This window comes from Paraburkholderia sabiae (assembly GCF_030412785.1).
GTDB lineage: Bacteria > Pseudomonadota > Gammaproteobacteria > Burkholderiales > Burkholderiaceae > Paraburkholderia > Paraburkholderia sabiae.
Map to the genome: position 1 here is coordinate 3,977,014 of NZ_CP125295.1, position 14,276 is coordinate 3,991,289.

Sequence of the window (14,276 nt, forward strand, 5' to 3'; positions counted from 1 at the left end):
CCCGCGCGGCCTGCAGCAAGCGCGCGGTTGCGTGCGCGACGCCACGCAAACGGCCGGTGAGCGGGCACGACGTCATCGGAAAGCACGGGTTCCGTGGTAATGTCGTTGCATCAATCGAGGCGAACGAAGATGAACTACGAGACCAATCAACGCGCGGTGCACGTGCCCGCCAACGCGTTCCCGACCGAGGCCTTCGACGACGCAGCCGATGCCGTCACGCGCCTGTCCGCCATCTATGAAGCGAACACGTCGTTCCTGCGCGACGCGTTCGCGCGCTATCGCCGCAACGAGCCGTTCGACCGGCGCGTGCGCGCGTGCTATCCGTTCGTGCGCGTGCGCACGGAGACCAACACGCATGTCGATTCGCGCCGCTCGTACGGTTTCGTCGCGGGTCCGGGCGTGTTCGAAACGACGGTCACGCGGCCCGATCTGTTCGGCAATTACTATCGTGAGCAATTGCGGCTGCTGGTGAAGAACCATCATGTGTCGGTGGAAGTCGGCGTGTCCGATCAGCCCATTCCCATTCACTTCGCATTCGCCGAAGGCATTCACCTCGAAGGCGATCTCGACCGCGAACGCCTGCTCGCGATGCGCGACGTATTCGATGCGCCCGATCTCGCGCTGCTCGACGACCGCATCGTGAACGGCACGTACGAGCCGCTGCCCGGCGAGCCGCATCCGCTCGCGCTGTTCACGGCGGCGCGCGTCGACTTTTCGCTGCATCGGCTGAAGCACTACACGGCGACTTCGCCGACGCATTGCCAGAACTACGTGCTGTACACGAACTACCAGTTCTATATCGACGAATTCGTGAAGCTCGGCCGCACGATGATGACGAAGACCGACGACGCCGATCTGCGCGCGTACCGCAGCGAGTACACGTCGTTCGTCGAACCGGGCGACGTGATCACGTACAACGCGAATCTCGGCGAGCAGGAAGACGAGGGCCACGCGCCGCCGCGCCTGCCGCAGATGCCCGCGTATCACCTGAAGCGCGCGGACGGCAGCGGCATCACGATGGTGAACATCGGCGTCGGACCGTCGAACGCGAAGACGATCACCGATCACATCGCCGTGCTGCGTCCGCATGCGTGGATCATGCTCGGCCACTGCGCGGGGCTGCGCAATACGCAGCGCCTCGGCGACTACGTGCTCGCGCACGGCTATGTGCGCGAGGATCACGTGCTCGACGACGATCTGCCGCTGTGGGTGCCGATTCCGGCGCTCGCCGAAGTGCAGGTCGCGCTGGAGCGCGCGGTCGCGCAGGTCACGCAGCTCGACGGCGCCGAACTCAAGCGCGTGATGCGCACGGGCACGGTGGCGAGCGTCGACAACCGTAACTGGGAACTGCGCGATCATCGCGAGCCAGTGCTGCGTCTGTCGCAAAGCCGTGCGATTGCGCTCGACATGGAAAGCGCGACGATTGCCGCGAACGGTTTCCGTTTCCGCGTGCCGTATGGGACGCTGCTGTGCGTGTCGGACAAGCCGCTGCACGGCGAGTTGAAACTGCCGGGTATGGCGGACCAGTTCTATCGCGCGCAGGTCGATCAGCATCTGCAGATCGGCGTGAAGGCGATGGAGATTCTGCGGACCAACGGCCTGCATAAGCTGCATAGCCGGAAGCTGCGGAGTTTTGCGGAGGTGGCGTTTCAGTAAGCGCGCTCGCGCGCGTTACACATACGGGAGTGCGACGAGCCCGACGAGGGCCCCGCCTCCCAACAACCACAACGGATGAATGCGCGTCTTGAACGCAAGCAGCGCGCAGGCACCCGTAATCGCCCACGCAAGCCACGACGCATCCGACGACTGCGCAATCAGCAGCGCACTCGCCGCGACGAGCCCCGCCGTCACAGGCACGAGTCCCTTCTGCGCGACGCGCCGCCACGGGCGATCCTTGAAGCGGTTCCACGCGTGCATCGCCAGAATCGTCACGACGGACGACGGCCCGAACTTCGCCAGCGACGTCACCAGCATCCCCGCCCAGCCGGCCACGTGCCACCCGACCAGCGTCACGACCATCATGTTCGGTCCGGGCGCGGCCTGCGCGAGCGCGAAGAGCGCGCTGAACTCGCTGGCGGGCATCCAGTGATGCACTTCGACGACCTGCCGCTGCATCTCCGGCAGGATCGTGTTGCCGCCGCCGAATGCGAGCAGCGAAAGCTGGCTGAAAATGACAGCGAGCGCGATCAGCGTTTCGATCATTTCGACACCTCGTTTGCGCGCGGCTTCGAGTCCGTCTTCGCGTCTGACGCCTGCGCCTTCTCCACGCGCGACGCGACGAAGATGCTGAGCGGCGTCAGCACGAGCATCGTCGGCAGCAGCGGAAAGCGCAGCAGCGCGATCGCGACGAAGCCGAGCGCGGCGATCGTCGCGGCGCGCGGATCGTGACGTAGCGGCATCAGAATCTTGACGGCCATCGCGACGAGCAATCCCGCCGCCGCGGCAGCCAGCCCGGCAAAAAGATGCTTGATGTGCGGATCGTTTTGCGTGTGTTCATACAGCACGCCGAGCGCGATCACGACCAGCGACGGTCCGGCGATCAGTCCGAGAATGCCCGCCAGCGCGCCGCGCAAACCGCGAAACTTCATGCCGAGCGCGACCGACAGATTGATCACATTGCCGCCCGGCAGAAACTGGCACAGGCCGAGCAGATCGGTGAATTCGGCGGCGCTCAGCCAGCGGTGCCGATCGACGATGGTGCGTCGCGCGAGCGGCAGCGCGCCGCCAAACGACGTGAGCCCCAGGCCCAGAAAGCCCATGAAGATTTCGCGCGTGGTCGGAGCGGGCGCATGCTCCGGCGCCGGGTCCTGCGCGTGAAGGTGCTGATCCATTGCGTTCACCATCCAGTACAAGCCGTGAAGATTAGCGCTATTCGAGCCGCACTCAAAACGATTTCTTGGGTAAGTCTTTGTGATCTAGAATCACAAGGATGAACCGCAAGCTTCCTCCTTTTCCGGCGCTGCGCGCCTTCGAAGCCGCGGCGCGGCATAACAGTTTCACGGCCGCCGCCGACGAGCTCCATGTGACACACGGTGCAATCAGCCGGCAGGTCGCGGCGTTCGAAGCGTGGGTTGGCGTGCAGGTGTTTCATCGGAACGGCAAGCGTGTACGGCTCACGGAAGACGGCGCGCGCTATCTGTCGAAGATTCAGGCAGCGTTCGACAGCATCGCCGCCGCGACTGACCAGCTTCGCGACACGGGCGTCGTGCATGTGCTGCGCGTCAACGCGCTGCCTACGTTCGCGATGAAGTGGCTGTTACCGAGGCTGTCGCAATTCCAGCGGATGGCGCCGAACGTCGAGTTGCGGCTCGCGACATCGAATGCGCCGGTCGAAACGCTCGACAGCTTCGATGTCGCCGTGCGGCGCGGGCCCGCGCACTGGCCCAATTGCGCGAGTGGTCAGTTCCTGGAAGAGAGCGAGATTCCCGTGTGCAGTCCGGCGCTGCTGCAACGCATGCCCATTCGCAGCGCCGACGATCTAGCGCGTCACGTGCTGCTGCATTCGGATACGCGGCCCGACGCGTGGCATCACTGGTTGCAGGCCGCGGGCGTCAAGGCGAAGTGCCGCAAGAAACAGTCGTTCGACCATTTCTATCTGGCGTTGCAGGCGGCTGTCGATGGATTGGGCGTTGCGCTCGGACCGATGCCGCTGCTCGATGATGAGCTGGCGTCGGGGCGGCTCGTCATGCCGCTGGCGGGACCGCGCATCGATGCGCGCGGCTACTGGTGGGTCGCGCGGCGCGAGGTCGCGAATGCGCCGCTTGTCGAGCAGTTCTGCCGCTGGCTGGAATCACAGGCAGCGCAGGCGGCAGAAACCGGCTCATAACAGACTCACAACACGATCACAGATAGAACATCCGGTCTTCGTCCGACTTCGAGGGATGCGCTTCCGGCTCTTCACGTTCTTCGTAGAACGCGAGCACGGCTTCGAGCACCTGGTCCGGTTCGTCGATGACCTGCATCAGGTTCATGTCGCCGGGATTGATGAGGCCCATCGGCACGAGTTGCGATTCGAACCATGCGAGCAAGCCCTTCCAGAACTCCGCGCCGACGAGAATGATGGGCACATGGCGCGACTTCTTCGTCTGAATGAGCGTGAGCACTTCGGCGAGTTCGTCGAGCGTGCCGAAGCCGCCCGGCATCACAATCACGGCATCCGAATTCTTCACGAACGTGACCTTGCGCGTGAAGAAGTGGCGGAAGCGCAGCGAGATGTCCTGCCATTGATTGCCCGACTGCTCGTGCGGCAACTCGATGTTCAGGCCGACGGACGGGGCCTTGCCCGCATGCGCGCCTTTATTGGCCGCTTCCATGATGCCGGGGCCGCCGCCGGAGATCACGGCGAAGCCCGCATCGCTGAGTTTGCGCGCGATCGTTGTGGCCAGTTTGTAGTACGGCGAGTTCGGTTTCAGACGCGCCGAACCATAGATGCTCACGGCCGGGCGGATCTCCGACAGGTACTCGGTCGCCTCGATAAACTCTGCCATAATCGTGAACATCTGCCACGATGCGCGGGCCTTCTTGGCTGTTGCGCGCTCTTGATCTGCGAGCGATCGCAGACTCGGAATCACTTTTCTCTTAGTCATAATGCCTGAAGAACAGAACCTGGAAGGTAAGACCCTGCTATTGGTTGACGGTTCGAGTTATCTGTACCGGGCCTACCATGCGATGCCTGATTTGCGCGGTCCCGATGGAGGGCCAACAGGTGCGCTCTACGGGATCATCAACATGCTGCGCCGTATGCGCAAGGAGGTTACGGCAGAGTATAGCGCGTGCGTGTTCGATGCCAAAGGCAAGACGTTCCGTGATGACTGGTATCCGCAATACAAGGCGAACCGTCCGTCGATGCCCGAAGATCTCTCGAAGCAGATCGAGCCGATTCACGTCGCTGTGCGCTCGCTTGGCTGGCCCTTGCTGATGATCGACGGCGTCGAAGCCGACGACGTGATCGGCACGCTGGCGAAGCGCGCGGAGCAGCGCGGCATGAACGTGATCGTCTCCACCGGGGACAAGGATCTGGCGCAGCTCGTGACGGATCATGTCACCCTCATCAATACGATGACGAACGAGAAGCTCGACCGCGAAGGCGTCGTCGCGAAGTTCGGTGTGACGCCCGAGCGCATCGTCGATTATCTGTCGTTGATCGGCGATACCGTCGACAACGTGCCGGGCGTCGAGAAATGCGGTCCGAAAACGGCGATCAAATGGCTCACGCAATTTGACACCCTCGATGGCATCGTCGCACATGCTGGCGAGATCAAAGGTGCGGTAGGAGACAATCTGCGACGTGCGCTCGACTTTCTCCCGATGGCGAGAAAGCTCGTCACGGTCGAAACGGATTGCGATCTGACCGAGCACGTGACGTCGTTCGAAGACACGCTCGCCACGCGTCCCGAAGCACGAGAAGAACTGCGCGACGTGTTCACGCGTCATGGCTTCAAGACGTGGCTGCGCGAAGTCGAAATCGCCGATGCCGTCGAAGGTCCGGAAACGGATGTGCCGCCCGCGCCGACTGTGGACGGCGAGCGCGAGTACGAAACGGTACAGACGTGGGAACAGTTCGACGCATGGCTCGCGAAGCTCGACGCCGCTGAGATCACCTCGTTCGATACGGAAACGACGTCGCTCGATCCGATGGTCGCGCAGATCGTCGGCATTTCCATTGCAGTCGAAGCGGGCAAGGCCGCATACATTCCCGTCGCGCATCGCGGGCCGGATGCGCCCGAGCAGTTGCCGCGCGACGAAGTGCTCGCGAAGCTCAAGCCGTGGCTCGAAAGCGCGGACAGGAAGAAGGTCGGCCAGCATCTGAAGTACGACGAGCAGGTGCTGGCGAACTACGGCATTGCTATGGACGGCATCGAGCACGACACGCTGTTGCAGTCGTACGTACTCGAATCGCATCGTCCGCACGACATGGACAACCTCGCGTTGCGTCATCTCGGTCTCAAGACAATCAAGTACGAAGACGTCGCGGGCAAGGGCGCCTCGCAGATCGGTTTCGACGAAGTGCCGCTCGACAAGGCATCCGAATACGCAGCCGAAGACGCCGACATCACGTTGCGTCTGCATCAGGCGCTCTATCCGCAGATCGCTTCTGAAGTGTCGCTCGATCACGTGTACCGCAACATCGAAGTGCCGACGTCGCGCGTGCTGCGCAAGATGGAGCGCAACGGCGTGCTGATCGACACCGAAAAGCTGCGCGTGCAAAGCAACGAGATCGCGACGCGTCTCGTCGAGCTGGAAAAAGACGCGTATGAACTCGCGGGCGGCGAATTCAATCTCGGCTCGCCGAAGCAGATCGGCCAGATTTTCTTCGAGAAGCTCGAACTGCCCGTCATCAAGAAGACGCCGAGCGGCGCGCCTTCCACCGACGAAGAAGTGCTGCAGAAACTCGCCGAAGACTATCCGCTGCCGAAGAAGATTCTGGAGCATCGCGGGCTGTCGAAGCTGAAGTCGACCTACACCGACAAGCTGCCGCGCATGGTCAACGCGAACACGGGTCGCGTGCATACGAACTATGCGCAAGCCGTCGCGGTAACGGGGCGTCTCGCATCGAACGATCCGAATCTGCAGAACATTCCCGTGCGTACGGGCGAAGGCCGGCGTATCCGCGAGGCGTTCATCGCGCCGCCGGGACACAAGCTGGTGTCGGCGGATTACTCGCAGATCGAGTTGCGCATCATGGCGCACATTTCCGGCGACGAAGCGCTGCTGCGCGCGTTCAAGCAGGGCGAAGACATTCACCGCGCCACGGCTTCGGAAGTGTTCAGCGTGACGCCGCTCGAAGTGTCGAACGATCAGCGGCGCATCGCGAAGGTGATCAACTTCGGGCTGATCTACGGCATGAGTTCGTTTGGTCTCGCATCGAACCTCGGCATCACGCGCGATGCGGCGAAGCTCTATATCGACCGCTATTTTGCGCGTTATCCGGGCGTTGCCGCGTATATGGAGAACACGCGCACGAGCGCGAAGATGAAGGGCTACGTCGAAACCGTGTTCGGCCGTCGTCTGTGGCTGCCCGAGATCAACGGCGGCAACGGCCCGCGTCGCCAGGCTGCCGAGCGCGCCGCAATCAACGCGCCGATGCAGGGCACGGCCGCCGATCTGATCAAGATGTCGATGATCGCGGTGCAGAAATGGATCGAAGAGTCGGGCATTCGTACGCGCATGATCATGCAGGTGCACGACGAACTGATTCTCGAAGTGCCGGAAGACGAACTCTCCGACGTACGTAAGCGCTTGCCGGAACTGATGTGCGGCGTTGCGCAACTGAAGGTGCCGCTCGTCGCCGAGGTGGGCGCGGGCGCGAACTGGGAGGAGGCGCACTAAGCCGGCAAGACGTGTCAGCCGAACTTCAGCGGAAGGCACACTGGCATGCCAGTCGCGCGTTTGATGCCACACTGACACACCATTGTTGCTTCCCCAGGTCAACGGGATAACGTCGCTCGCATGTCACAGTTTGGTTTTGACAGACTTGTGACTTGTCCCCTTGCTCGCCACAATCGACAGAACGCAATCTAGGCGGCCGCACTCGCGCGACGCGGCCGCATCGACGCACAACTTTATCGGTCAATACGGAGAGTTCTGATGCATCGTTTTGTCGTCGTAGGTGGAGGCGCAGGCGGCCTGGAGCTGGCCACGCGGCTCGGCGATCGTTACGCGCGCAGGAAGAGCGACGGCGCGCCGCGCGCGCAGGTGACGCTGGTCGATCGTAATCCGACCCATATCTGGAAACCGCTGCTGCACGAAGTCGCGGCAGGCAGCATGGACCCGTTCACGCAGGAACTCGAATACGCGGCGCAGGCGCGCTGGCATGGCTTCGAATTCCAGCAGGGCGAACTGATCGGTCTGAACCGCACGGCGAAAGCGATGACGCTCGGCCGCGTGCTCGACGACGACGGCGCCGAACTGCTGCCCGAGCGTGTTCTCGAATACGACACGCTCGTTATCGCGATCGGCAGTACGACGCATTTCTTCGGGGTCAAAGGCGCGCCCGAGTATTCGCTTGCACTCGATACCGTGCATCAGGCCGAGCGCTTCCGCAAACGTCTGATCGCGGCGTGCATGCGCGCCGAGCATCAGGAGCATGAGCCAGTCGAATCGAATCCGGGCGTAGCGTCGACGGAGCCGCGCATTCAGGTGGCGATTGTCGGCGGCGGCGCGACGGGCGTCGAACTGTCGGCTGAACTGCGCAATACCGCGCAGGTGCTGTCCGCGTATGGGCTGCACAAGCTCGATCCGCGCCACGACGTCGGCATCGTGCTGATCGAGGCGGGGCCGCGTATTTTGCCGGCGTTGCAGGAGCGAGTATCGACGGCGACGGCCGAGTTGCTGCAGAAGCTCGGCGTGAAGCTGATGGTCGGCGAGACGGTGGCGGAGGTCGCGCCGGGCGTCGTTCGGACGGCGAGCGGCAAGACCGTGCGTGCCGATCTGACCGTGTGGGCGGCGGGCATCAAGGCGCCTGCGGTGCTTGGCCAGCTCGACGGTTTGCCCGTGAACCGGCTCGGCCAGCTCGAAGTGCGCCGCACGCTGCAAACCACCATCGACGACAACGTCTTTGCACTTGGCGATTGCGCCGCGTGTCCGTGGCCTGGCAACGAGCGCAATGTGCCGCCGCGCGCGCAGGCCGCGCACCAGCAGGCGAGCTTCCTGCTGCGTGCGCTCAGCAACCGCCTCGAAGGCCGGCCGCTGCCTGAGTTCACGTATCGCGACTTCGGCTCGCTGGTATCGCTCGGGCACTTCAGTGCGGTCGGCAATCTGATGGGCGGCGTGATCGGCGGCAACATGCTGATCGAAGGGCTGTTCGCGCGCTTCATGTACATGTCGCTGTACCGGTTGCATATTGCGGCGCTGCACGGTTACGCGAGGATGGTGCTCGATACGTTTGCACACTGGCTGCGGCGCACGACGCTTCCGCGCGTCAAATTGCACTGATCCACACTGATCGATTTCGATGCTTCTGCAACGGGATGCGCTTTGCGCGTATCCTGTGGCCTTCCTTGCCGTTCACCCTTGACCTCTCTCCAAGGAGCAGCGCATGTTGAAGCCTGAAGTCGACAGTCTCGTTCCCCACGTTCCTTTCGACCGGCGCACGTTCATCAAGGCGGCGCTCGGCAGCGGCTTTGCGGCATGCGTGTTGCCCGTGTCCGCGCAGACGATCCACACGGACAGCGACGGCCTGGAGGCGGGCGAGGTCAGCATCAAGTCGGGCGACACGCAGGTGCCTGCTTACCGCGCGCAGCCGAAGGGCAAGACGCATCTGCCTGTGATCATCGTGGTTCACGAGATTTTCGGCGTGCACGAGCATATCGCCGATGTCTGCCGACGCTTCGCGAAGCAGGGCTATCTGGCCATCGCGCCGGATCTCTACGTGCGGCAGGGCGATCCGACCAAATATCAGTCGATGCAGCAGCTCAACGAGCAGTTGGTGAGCAAGGTGCCCGACTCACAGGTGCTCGCCGATCTCGACGCAACGTTTAAATGGGCCGGAGAGCATGGCGGCGACGTGAACAAGGTGGGTATCAACGGCTTCTGCTGGGGCGGGCGGATCACGTGGCTATATGCGGAGCACAATCCGCGGCTCAAGGCTGCGGTTGCGTGGTATGGACGCGTGGTCGGAAATCAGACGCCGATGACGCCGGCTAATCCGATCGATCGTGTTTCTGATTTACAGGTGCCTGTGTTGGGGCTTTATGGGCGGCAGGATCAGAGCATTCCACAGGATTCGCTCGAGCAGATGAAGCAGGCTATTGCTCAAGGGCCTCTTGCTGGGCGCGGGGCGCAGTTTGTCGTGTATGACGACGCAGGGCATGCGTTTTTTGCCGATTATCGGCCGAGTTATCGGCAGGCAGATGCAGAGGATGGCTGGCGGCGGGCTCTTGGTTGGTTTAAGGAGCATGGGGTGGGGTGATTTTTTGTCTGCGACGCTAGTCGTCATGCTTTGGTTTTTTGGTTTTTGGTTTTTGCTGGCATCCGCGAATTCGTATCGGTTTGCTGGCGTTGCCCCTGTGCGGGGCGGCACCTACTTTTCTTTGCAGCGGCAAAGAAAAGTAGGCAAAAGAAAGCCGCTTTTGAACCTCCGGTGCCTGCCAGGATACCGCATCGGCATGCTGCAGTTGAGCCATTGCGCAGCAACGTCCGCACCCTGTAGAGAGCCCGCGGTCAACCGCGCACGGCGCGAAAATCCACACACAATCCGGAACACATACCACCGCAATCACTCCGACGGCAAATACACAAAAACAAGCCGACCGAATGTGCCCCGAGTGGATGTCATCTTTCGCGCCGCGCGCGCCTGACTGCGGGGTTTCTACGGAGTGTTTGCGTCGCTGCGCGACCGCTCAAAGAACGCGCGCCGTGCCGTCATCCTGGCAGGCACCGGAGGTTTAAAAGCGGCTTTCTTTTGCCTACTTTTCTTTGCCGCTGCAAAGAAAAGTAGGTGCCGCCCCGCACAGGGGCAACGTTTGAAGTACGGATACGAATTCGCGGACGCCAGCGAAGGCCAAAACCAAAAACCAAAAAGCCAAAAAACCTAAAAAACCAAACCCAAGCTCAACCCGCCCAGGGTTATTCCCCATAACAACATCCAAAGACAAATTTGTATGATGACCCGATGACATGGCAAATCGGCACCCTTGCCGAACAGCAAAAATGTTCGAAAAGATCCCAAACAAAGCCCTAAGCGACACAGTCGCGCAGCAACTGTTAGCGCAAATCGACAAAGGCACCTTCGAAAGAGGCGGCAAGCTGCCGACAGAAGCCGTGCTCGCGCAAGAGTTCGGCGTAAGTCGCACAGTCATCCGCGAGGCGATCTCGCGTCTGAAGAATGAGGGCGTCGTCGAACCTCGCCAGGGCAGCGGCGTCTACGTAGCCGCCCACGGCGCGATTCGCCCGCTGCGCATCGACTATGCCGAAGCCATGGAAGGCGGCTCGGTGCTGCAAATCCTCGCGGTGCGCCGCGCCATCGAAGCCGAAGTCGCAGCCGAAGCCGCCATGCGCCGCACCGACGCCGACATGATGTCGATCGACGCCGCGCTCAAGAAGATCGACGAAGCCGTCGCCGATGGCCGCGACGGCGTCGCTGAAGATGTCGCGTTCCATCGCGCGATTGCCTCCGTGACGGGTAATCCGTACTTCCTGAAGACGCTGACGTTCCTCAACCAGTACCTCGAAGCGGGCACCGTCGTCACGCGCCGCAACGAGGCGCTGCGCGAAGACTTCTCGCGCCAGGTTCGCGATGAACACGCCGCCATCGTCGCGGCGATTCGCGCCGGCGATCCGATGGCCGCGCGCAACGCCGCGCAGACCCACATGTACAACGCGGCGCGGCGCCTCGGCGAAGCGGGGATCTGCTGATCCGCGCCGCGCACGTCATCGTCTGAAGCACTGTTCGTAGAGGAAAGGTATGTCCAGAAATGTCGGAGTGATCGGTCTTGGTGCGATGGGAATGGGCGTCGCGCGCTCGTTGCTGCGCGGCGGGCTTAACGTGCATGCGTGCGACGTGCGTCGCGAAGTGCTCGACCAGTTCGTCGCCGATGGCGGCAAGGCCTGCGCGAATCCCGCCGAACTCGGCGCGCAATGCGACGTGGTCGTCACGCTCGTCGTCAACGCGGCGCAAACGGAAACCGTGCTGTTCGGCGAGCAGGGCGCGATCAGCGCGATGAAGCCGGGCAGCGTCGTGATCGCCTGCGCGACCGTCGCGCCCGATTTCGCAATCGATCTCGGCCGACGTGTGGAAGCAGCCGGCCTGAAGATGCTCGATGCGCCTGTGTCGGGCGGCGCGGCGCGCGCGGCATCGGGTGAAATGACGATGATGACCTCCGGTCCCGCCGCCGCCTACGCCGCGTGCGAAGACGTGCTCGCGGCGATGGCGGGCAAGGTGTATCGCTTGGGCGAGCAGCACGGCGCGGGCTCGAAGGTGAAGATCATCAACCAGTTGCTGGCGGGCGTGCACATCGCCGCCGCCGCCGAAGCGATGGCGCTCGGCTTGCGCGAAGGCGTCGACCCCGACGCGCTCTACGACGTCATCACGCACAGCGCGGGCAATTCGTGGATGTTCGAGAACCGCGTGCCGCACATTCTCAACGGCGATTACACGCCGCTGTCCGCCGTCGACATCTTCGTCAAGGACCTGGGCCTCGTGCTCGATACCGCACGACGCTCGAAGTTTCCGCTGCCGTTGTCGGCGGCCGCGCATCAGATGTTCATGATGGCATCGACGGCCGGGCACGGCGGCGAAGACGATTCCGCCGTCATCAAGATTTTCCCCGGCATCGACGTGCCGGAAAAGCGCTGAAAGAGGAGCACGACGACATGGCCACTTCTTCCAGCAAGCCCTTGCTCGGCTGCATCGCCGACGACTTCACAGGCGCAACCGACCTCGCGAACATGCTGGTGCGCGGCGGCATGCGCACCGTGCAGACCATCGGCGTGCCCGCTGCCGACACGCGCATCGAAGCCGACGCGCTCGTCGTCGCGCTGAAGTCGCGCACCATCGATTCCGCCGATGCCGTGCAGCAGTCGCTCGCCGCGCTCGAATGGCTGCGCGCGCAAGGCTGCCGCCAGTTCTTCTTCAAGTACTGCTCGACTTTCGATTCGACCGATAAAGGCAACATCGGCCCCGTCACGGACGCGCTGCTCGATGCGCTGTCGCCGATCGGCGGCGGCACGCCGTTCACGATCGCGTGCCCGGCGTTTCCGGAGAATGGCCGCACGATCTATCGCGGGCATCTGTTCGTCGGCGATGTGCTGCTGAACGAATCGGGCATGGAGCATCACCCGCTCACGCCGATGACGGATGCGAACCTCGTGCGCGTGCTGCAACGGCAGACGCGTTCGAAAGTCGGTCTCGTGCGATACGACGCAGTTGCAAAAGGTGCTGAGGCCGTGCGCGCTTCGATCGATACGTTGCGCCACGACGGCGTGCGCATGGCGATCGCCGATGCCGTGTCGGACGCCGATCTTTACACGCTCGGCGAAGCATGCGCCGACTTGCCGCTGATCACGGGCGGATCGGGTGTCGCGCTCGGTTTGCCCGCGAATTTTCGCCGCGCCGGCTTGCTGAACGATGCCGCCGATGCAGGCGAATTGCCGCGTATCGAAGGCGCTTCGGCAGTGCTGGCGGGCAGCGCATCGAAAGCGACGAATGCACAGGTTGCCGCGTGGCGCGAATCGCGTCCGGCGTTTCGTATCGATCCGCTCGCGGCGGCGCGCGGCGAACCTGTCGTTGAACAGGCGCTGGAGTTCGCGCGCGAGCATATGAAAACAACGCAACCGGTGTTGATCTATGCCACAGCATCGCCGGACGAAGTGAAGTCGACGCAGCGCGAACTCGGCGTCGCGGAAGCGGGCGAACTCGTCGAACGCACGCTCGCTGCGGTTGCTCGCGGGCTGCATCAGATGGGCGTGCGCAAGTTCGTCGTCGCGGGCGGCGAGACGTCGGGCGCCGTCGTGCAGGCGCTCGATGTCCGCATGCTGCGCATCGGTAAACAGATCGATCCTGGCGTGCCCGCGACCGCGACCATCGGCGACGAGCCGCTCGCGCTCGCGCTCAAATCCGGCAACTTCGGCGCGGTCGATTTCTTCGCGAAGGCGCTGCGTCATCTCGACGGAGACGCCGCATGACGCTCGCCGTTCACACCAGCAAGGAAGCGAAAGTCCGCGAAGAAATCTGCGTGACGGGCGCGAGTCTGTATGAGCGCGGCTACACGGTCGGCAGCGCGGGCAACATCAGCGCGCGGCTCGACGACGGCTGGCTGATCACGCCGACGGACGCGTGTCTCGGCCGGCTCGATCCCGCAGAAATCGCGAAGGTCGATCTCGACGGCAACGCGGTGTCGGGCGGCAAGCCGTCGAAGACGCTCGCGCTGCATCGCGGCGTCTACGAACGCAACCGTGAAGCGCGCGGCATCGTCCATACGCATTCGACGCATCTCGTCGCGCTGACGCTCGCGGGTGTATGGAACGACGCCGATGTGCTGCCGCCCATCACGCCGTACTACGTGATGAAAGTCGGCCACATTCCGCTGATTCGCTACAAACGTCCCGGCGATCCGCAAGTCGCGCAACAGATTGCATCGCTCGCCGAAAGCGTGCGCGGCGTGCTGCTCGAACGGCTTGGGCCTGTCGTGTGGGAGCGTTCCGTATCGCAGGCTTCGTATGTGATCGAAGAACTCGAAGAGACGGCGCGCCTGTGGCTGATGACGAATCCGCGTCCCGCACCGCTCGACGACACCGCGCTCGATGAACTGCGCACCGTATTCGGCGCACGCTGGTAA

At 63.0% G+C, this 14,276-nt stretch carries 13 protein-coding genes; 9 read left to right on the forward strand and 4 right to left on the reverse strand.

Annotated elements, in window-relative coordinates; genetic code table 11:
• Window positions 1–129: 129 nt before the first annotated feature.
• Complete coding sequence (locus QEN71_RS17860; RefSeq protein ID WP_201659868.1) at window positions 130–1,656, forward strand: AMP nucleosidase; 1,527 nt, start codon at window positions 130–132, stop codon at window positions 1,654–1,656.
• A 15-nt stretch (window positions 1,657–1,671) separates the two neighbouring features.
• Here the strand turns inward: QEN71_RS17860 and QEN71_RS17865 are convergent, their stop codons facing one another.
• On the reverse strand, window positions 1,672–2,202 hold the full coding sequence (locus QEN71_RS17865) for a chromate transporter (RefSeq protein ID WP_201659866.1): 531 nt from the start codon (window positions 2,200–2,202) through the stop codon (window positions 1,672–1,674).
• A complete protein-coding gene (locus tag QEN71_RS17870) occupies window positions 2,199–2,831 on the reverse strand; it encodes a chromate transporter (RefSeq protein WP_201659864.1) in 633 nt (210 codons plus the stop codon). Before QEN71_RS17870 ends, QEN71_RS17865 begins: the two co-directional genes overlap by 4 nt.
• Window positions 2,832–2,929: 98 nt before the next feature.
• Here QEN71_RS17870 and QEN71_RS17875 point away from each other — a divergent pair, with 98 nt between their 5' ends.
• The gene (locus QEN71_RS17875) at window positions 2,930–3,826 is read left to right on the forward strand and encodes a transcriptional regulator GcvA (protein WP_201659862.1); all 897 of its coding nucleotides are present in this window, start codon (window positions 2,930–2,932) and stop codon (window positions 3,824–3,826) included.
• A 16-nt stretch (window positions 3,827–3,842) separates the two neighbouring features.
• On the opposite strand, the gene QEN71_RS17880 is transcribed toward QEN71_RS17875, so the two are convergent.
• Window positions 3,843–4,586, reverse strand: a complete 744-nt coding sequence (locus QEN71_RS17880) for an LOG family protein (RefSeq protein WP_201659859.1) — start codon at window positions 4,584–4,586, stop codon at window positions 3,843–3,845.
• Between the two features lies 1 nt (window position 4,587).
• On the opposite strand from QEN71_RS17880, the gene polA reads away from it, so the two are divergent.
• From polA to QEN71_RS17895, 3 genes are all read left to right on the forward strand, one after another.
• Entirely contained in the window at window positions 4,588–7,329 is a 2,742-nt protein-coding gene (polA, locus tag QEN71_RS17885) for a DNA polymerase I (protein WP_201659857.1), read from the forward strand.
• 258 nt (window positions 7,330–7,587) lie between these two features.
• Complete coding sequence (locus QEN71_RS17890) at window positions 7,588–8,934, forward strand: NAD(P)/FAD-dependent oxidoreductase (protein ID WP_201659855.1); 1,347 nt, start codon at window positions 7,588–7,590, stop codon at window positions 8,932–8,934.
• Between the two features lie 103 nt (window positions 8,935–9,037).
• Window positions 9,038–9,910, forward strand: coding sequence for a dienelactone hydrolase family protein (locus QEN71_RS17895; protein ID WP_201659853.1), 873 nt, complete (start codon window positions 9,038–9,040; stop codon window positions 9,908–9,910).
• A 16-nt stretch (window positions 9,911–9,926) separates the two neighbouring features.
• On the opposite strand, the gene QEN71_RS17900 is transcribed toward QEN71_RS17895, so the two are convergent.
• Complete coding sequence (locus QEN71_RS17900; RefSeq protein ID WP_201659851.1) at window positions 9,927–10,124, reverse strand: hypothetical protein; 198 nt, start codon at window positions 10,122–10,124, stop codon at window positions 9,927–9,929.
• A gap of 526 nt (window positions 10,125–10,650) precedes the next feature.
• Here QEN71_RS17900 and QEN71_RS17905 point away from each other — a divergent pair.
• Genes QEN71_RS17905 through otnC form a run of 4 tightly spaced genes read left to right on the forward strand, consistent with a single transcriptional unit; the run spans window position 10,651 to window position 14,276 of the window.
• The gene (locus QEN71_RS17905; protein WP_201659849.1) at window positions 10,651–11,355 is read left to right on the forward strand and encodes a FadR/GntR family transcriptional regulator; all 705 of its coding nucleotides are present in this window, start codon (window positions 10,651–10,653) and stop codon (window positions 11,353–11,355) included.
• Window positions 11,356–11,404: 49 nt separating this feature from the next.
• On the forward strand, window positions 11,405–12,295 hold the full coding sequence (gene ltnD, locus QEN71_RS17910; protein WP_201659848.1) for an L-threonate dehydrogenase: 891 nt from the start codon (window positions 11,405–11,407) through the stop codon (window positions 12,293–12,295).
• A 17-nt stretch (window positions 12,296–12,312) separates the two neighbouring features.
• Window positions 12,313–13,623 (forward strand): 3-oxo-tetronate kinase, encoded by a 1,311-nt coding sequence (gene otnK / locus QEN71_RS17915; RefSeq protein ID WP_201659846.1) that lies wholly within the window; start codon window positions 12,313–12,315, stop codon window positions 13,621–13,623.
• Window positions 13,620–14,276 carry a 3-oxo-tetronate 4-phosphate decarboxylase gene (gene otnC, locus QEN71_RS17920; RefSeq protein WP_201659843.1) on the forward strand — a complete coding sequence of 219 codons (657 nt, stop codon included), beginning with the start codon at window positions 13,620–13,622 and terminating at the stop codon, window positions 14,274–14,276. Before otnK ends, otnC begins: the two co-directional genes overlap by 4 nt.

What these genes read in the sequence shown, in the direction of transcription:
- QEN71_RS17860 (WP_201659868.1), top strand. Translation starts at nt 130, where the DNA reads ATGAACTACGAGACCAATCAACGCGCGGTGCACGTGCCCGCCAACGCG.
- QEN71_RS17865 (WP_201659866.1), bottom strand. Translation starts at nt 2,202, where the DNA reads ATGATCGAAACGCTGATCGCGCTCGCTGTCATTTTCAGCCAGCTTTCG.
- QEN71_RS17870 (WP_201659864.1), bottom strand. Translation starts at nt 2,831, where the DNA reads ATGGATCAGCACCTTCACGCGCAGGACCCGGCGCCGGAGCATGCGCCC.
- QEN71_RS17875 (WP_201659862.1), top strand. Translation starts at nt 2,930, where the DNA reads ATGAACCGCAAGCTTCCTCCTTTTCCGGCGCTGCGCGCCTTCGAAGCC.
- QEN71_RS17880 (WP_201659859.1), bottom strand. Translation starts at nt 4,586, where the DNA reads ATGACTAAGAGAAAAGTGATTCCGAGTCTGCGATCGCTCGCAGATCAA.
- polA (WP_201659857.1), top strand. Translation starts at nt 4,588, where the DNA reads ATGCCTGAAGAACAGAACCTGGAAGGTAAGACCCTGCTATTGGTTGAC.
- QEN71_RS17890 (WP_201659855.1), top strand. Translation starts at nt 7,588, where the DNA reads ATGCATCGTTTTGTCGTCGTAGGTGGAGGCGCAGGCGGCCTGGAGCTG.
- QEN71_RS17895 (WP_201659853.1), top strand. Translation starts at nt 9,038, where the DNA reads ATGTTGAAGCCTGAAGTCGACAGTCTCGTTCCCCACGTTCCTTTCGAC.
- QEN71_RS17900 (WP_201659851.1), bottom strand. Translation starts at nt 10,124, where the DNA reads ATGGCTCAACTGCAGCATGCCGATGCGGTATCCTGGCAGGCACCGGAG.
- QEN71_RS17905 (WP_201659849.1), top strand. Translation starts at nt 10,651, where the DNA reads ATGTTCGAAAAGATCCCAAACAAAGCCCTAAGCGACACAGTCGCGCAG.
- ltnD (WP_201659848.1), top strand. Translation starts at nt 11,405, where the DNA reads ATGTCCAGAAATGTCGGAGTGATCGGTCTTGGTGCGATGGGAATGGGC.
- otnK (WP_201659846.1), top strand. Translation starts at nt 12,313, where the DNA reads ATGGCCACTTCTTCCAGCAAGCCCTTGCTCGGCTGCATCGCCGACGAC.
- otnC (WP_201659843.1), top strand. Translation starts at nt 13,620, where the DNA reads ATGACGCTCGCCGTTCACACCAGCAAGGAAGCGAAAGTCCGCGAAGAA.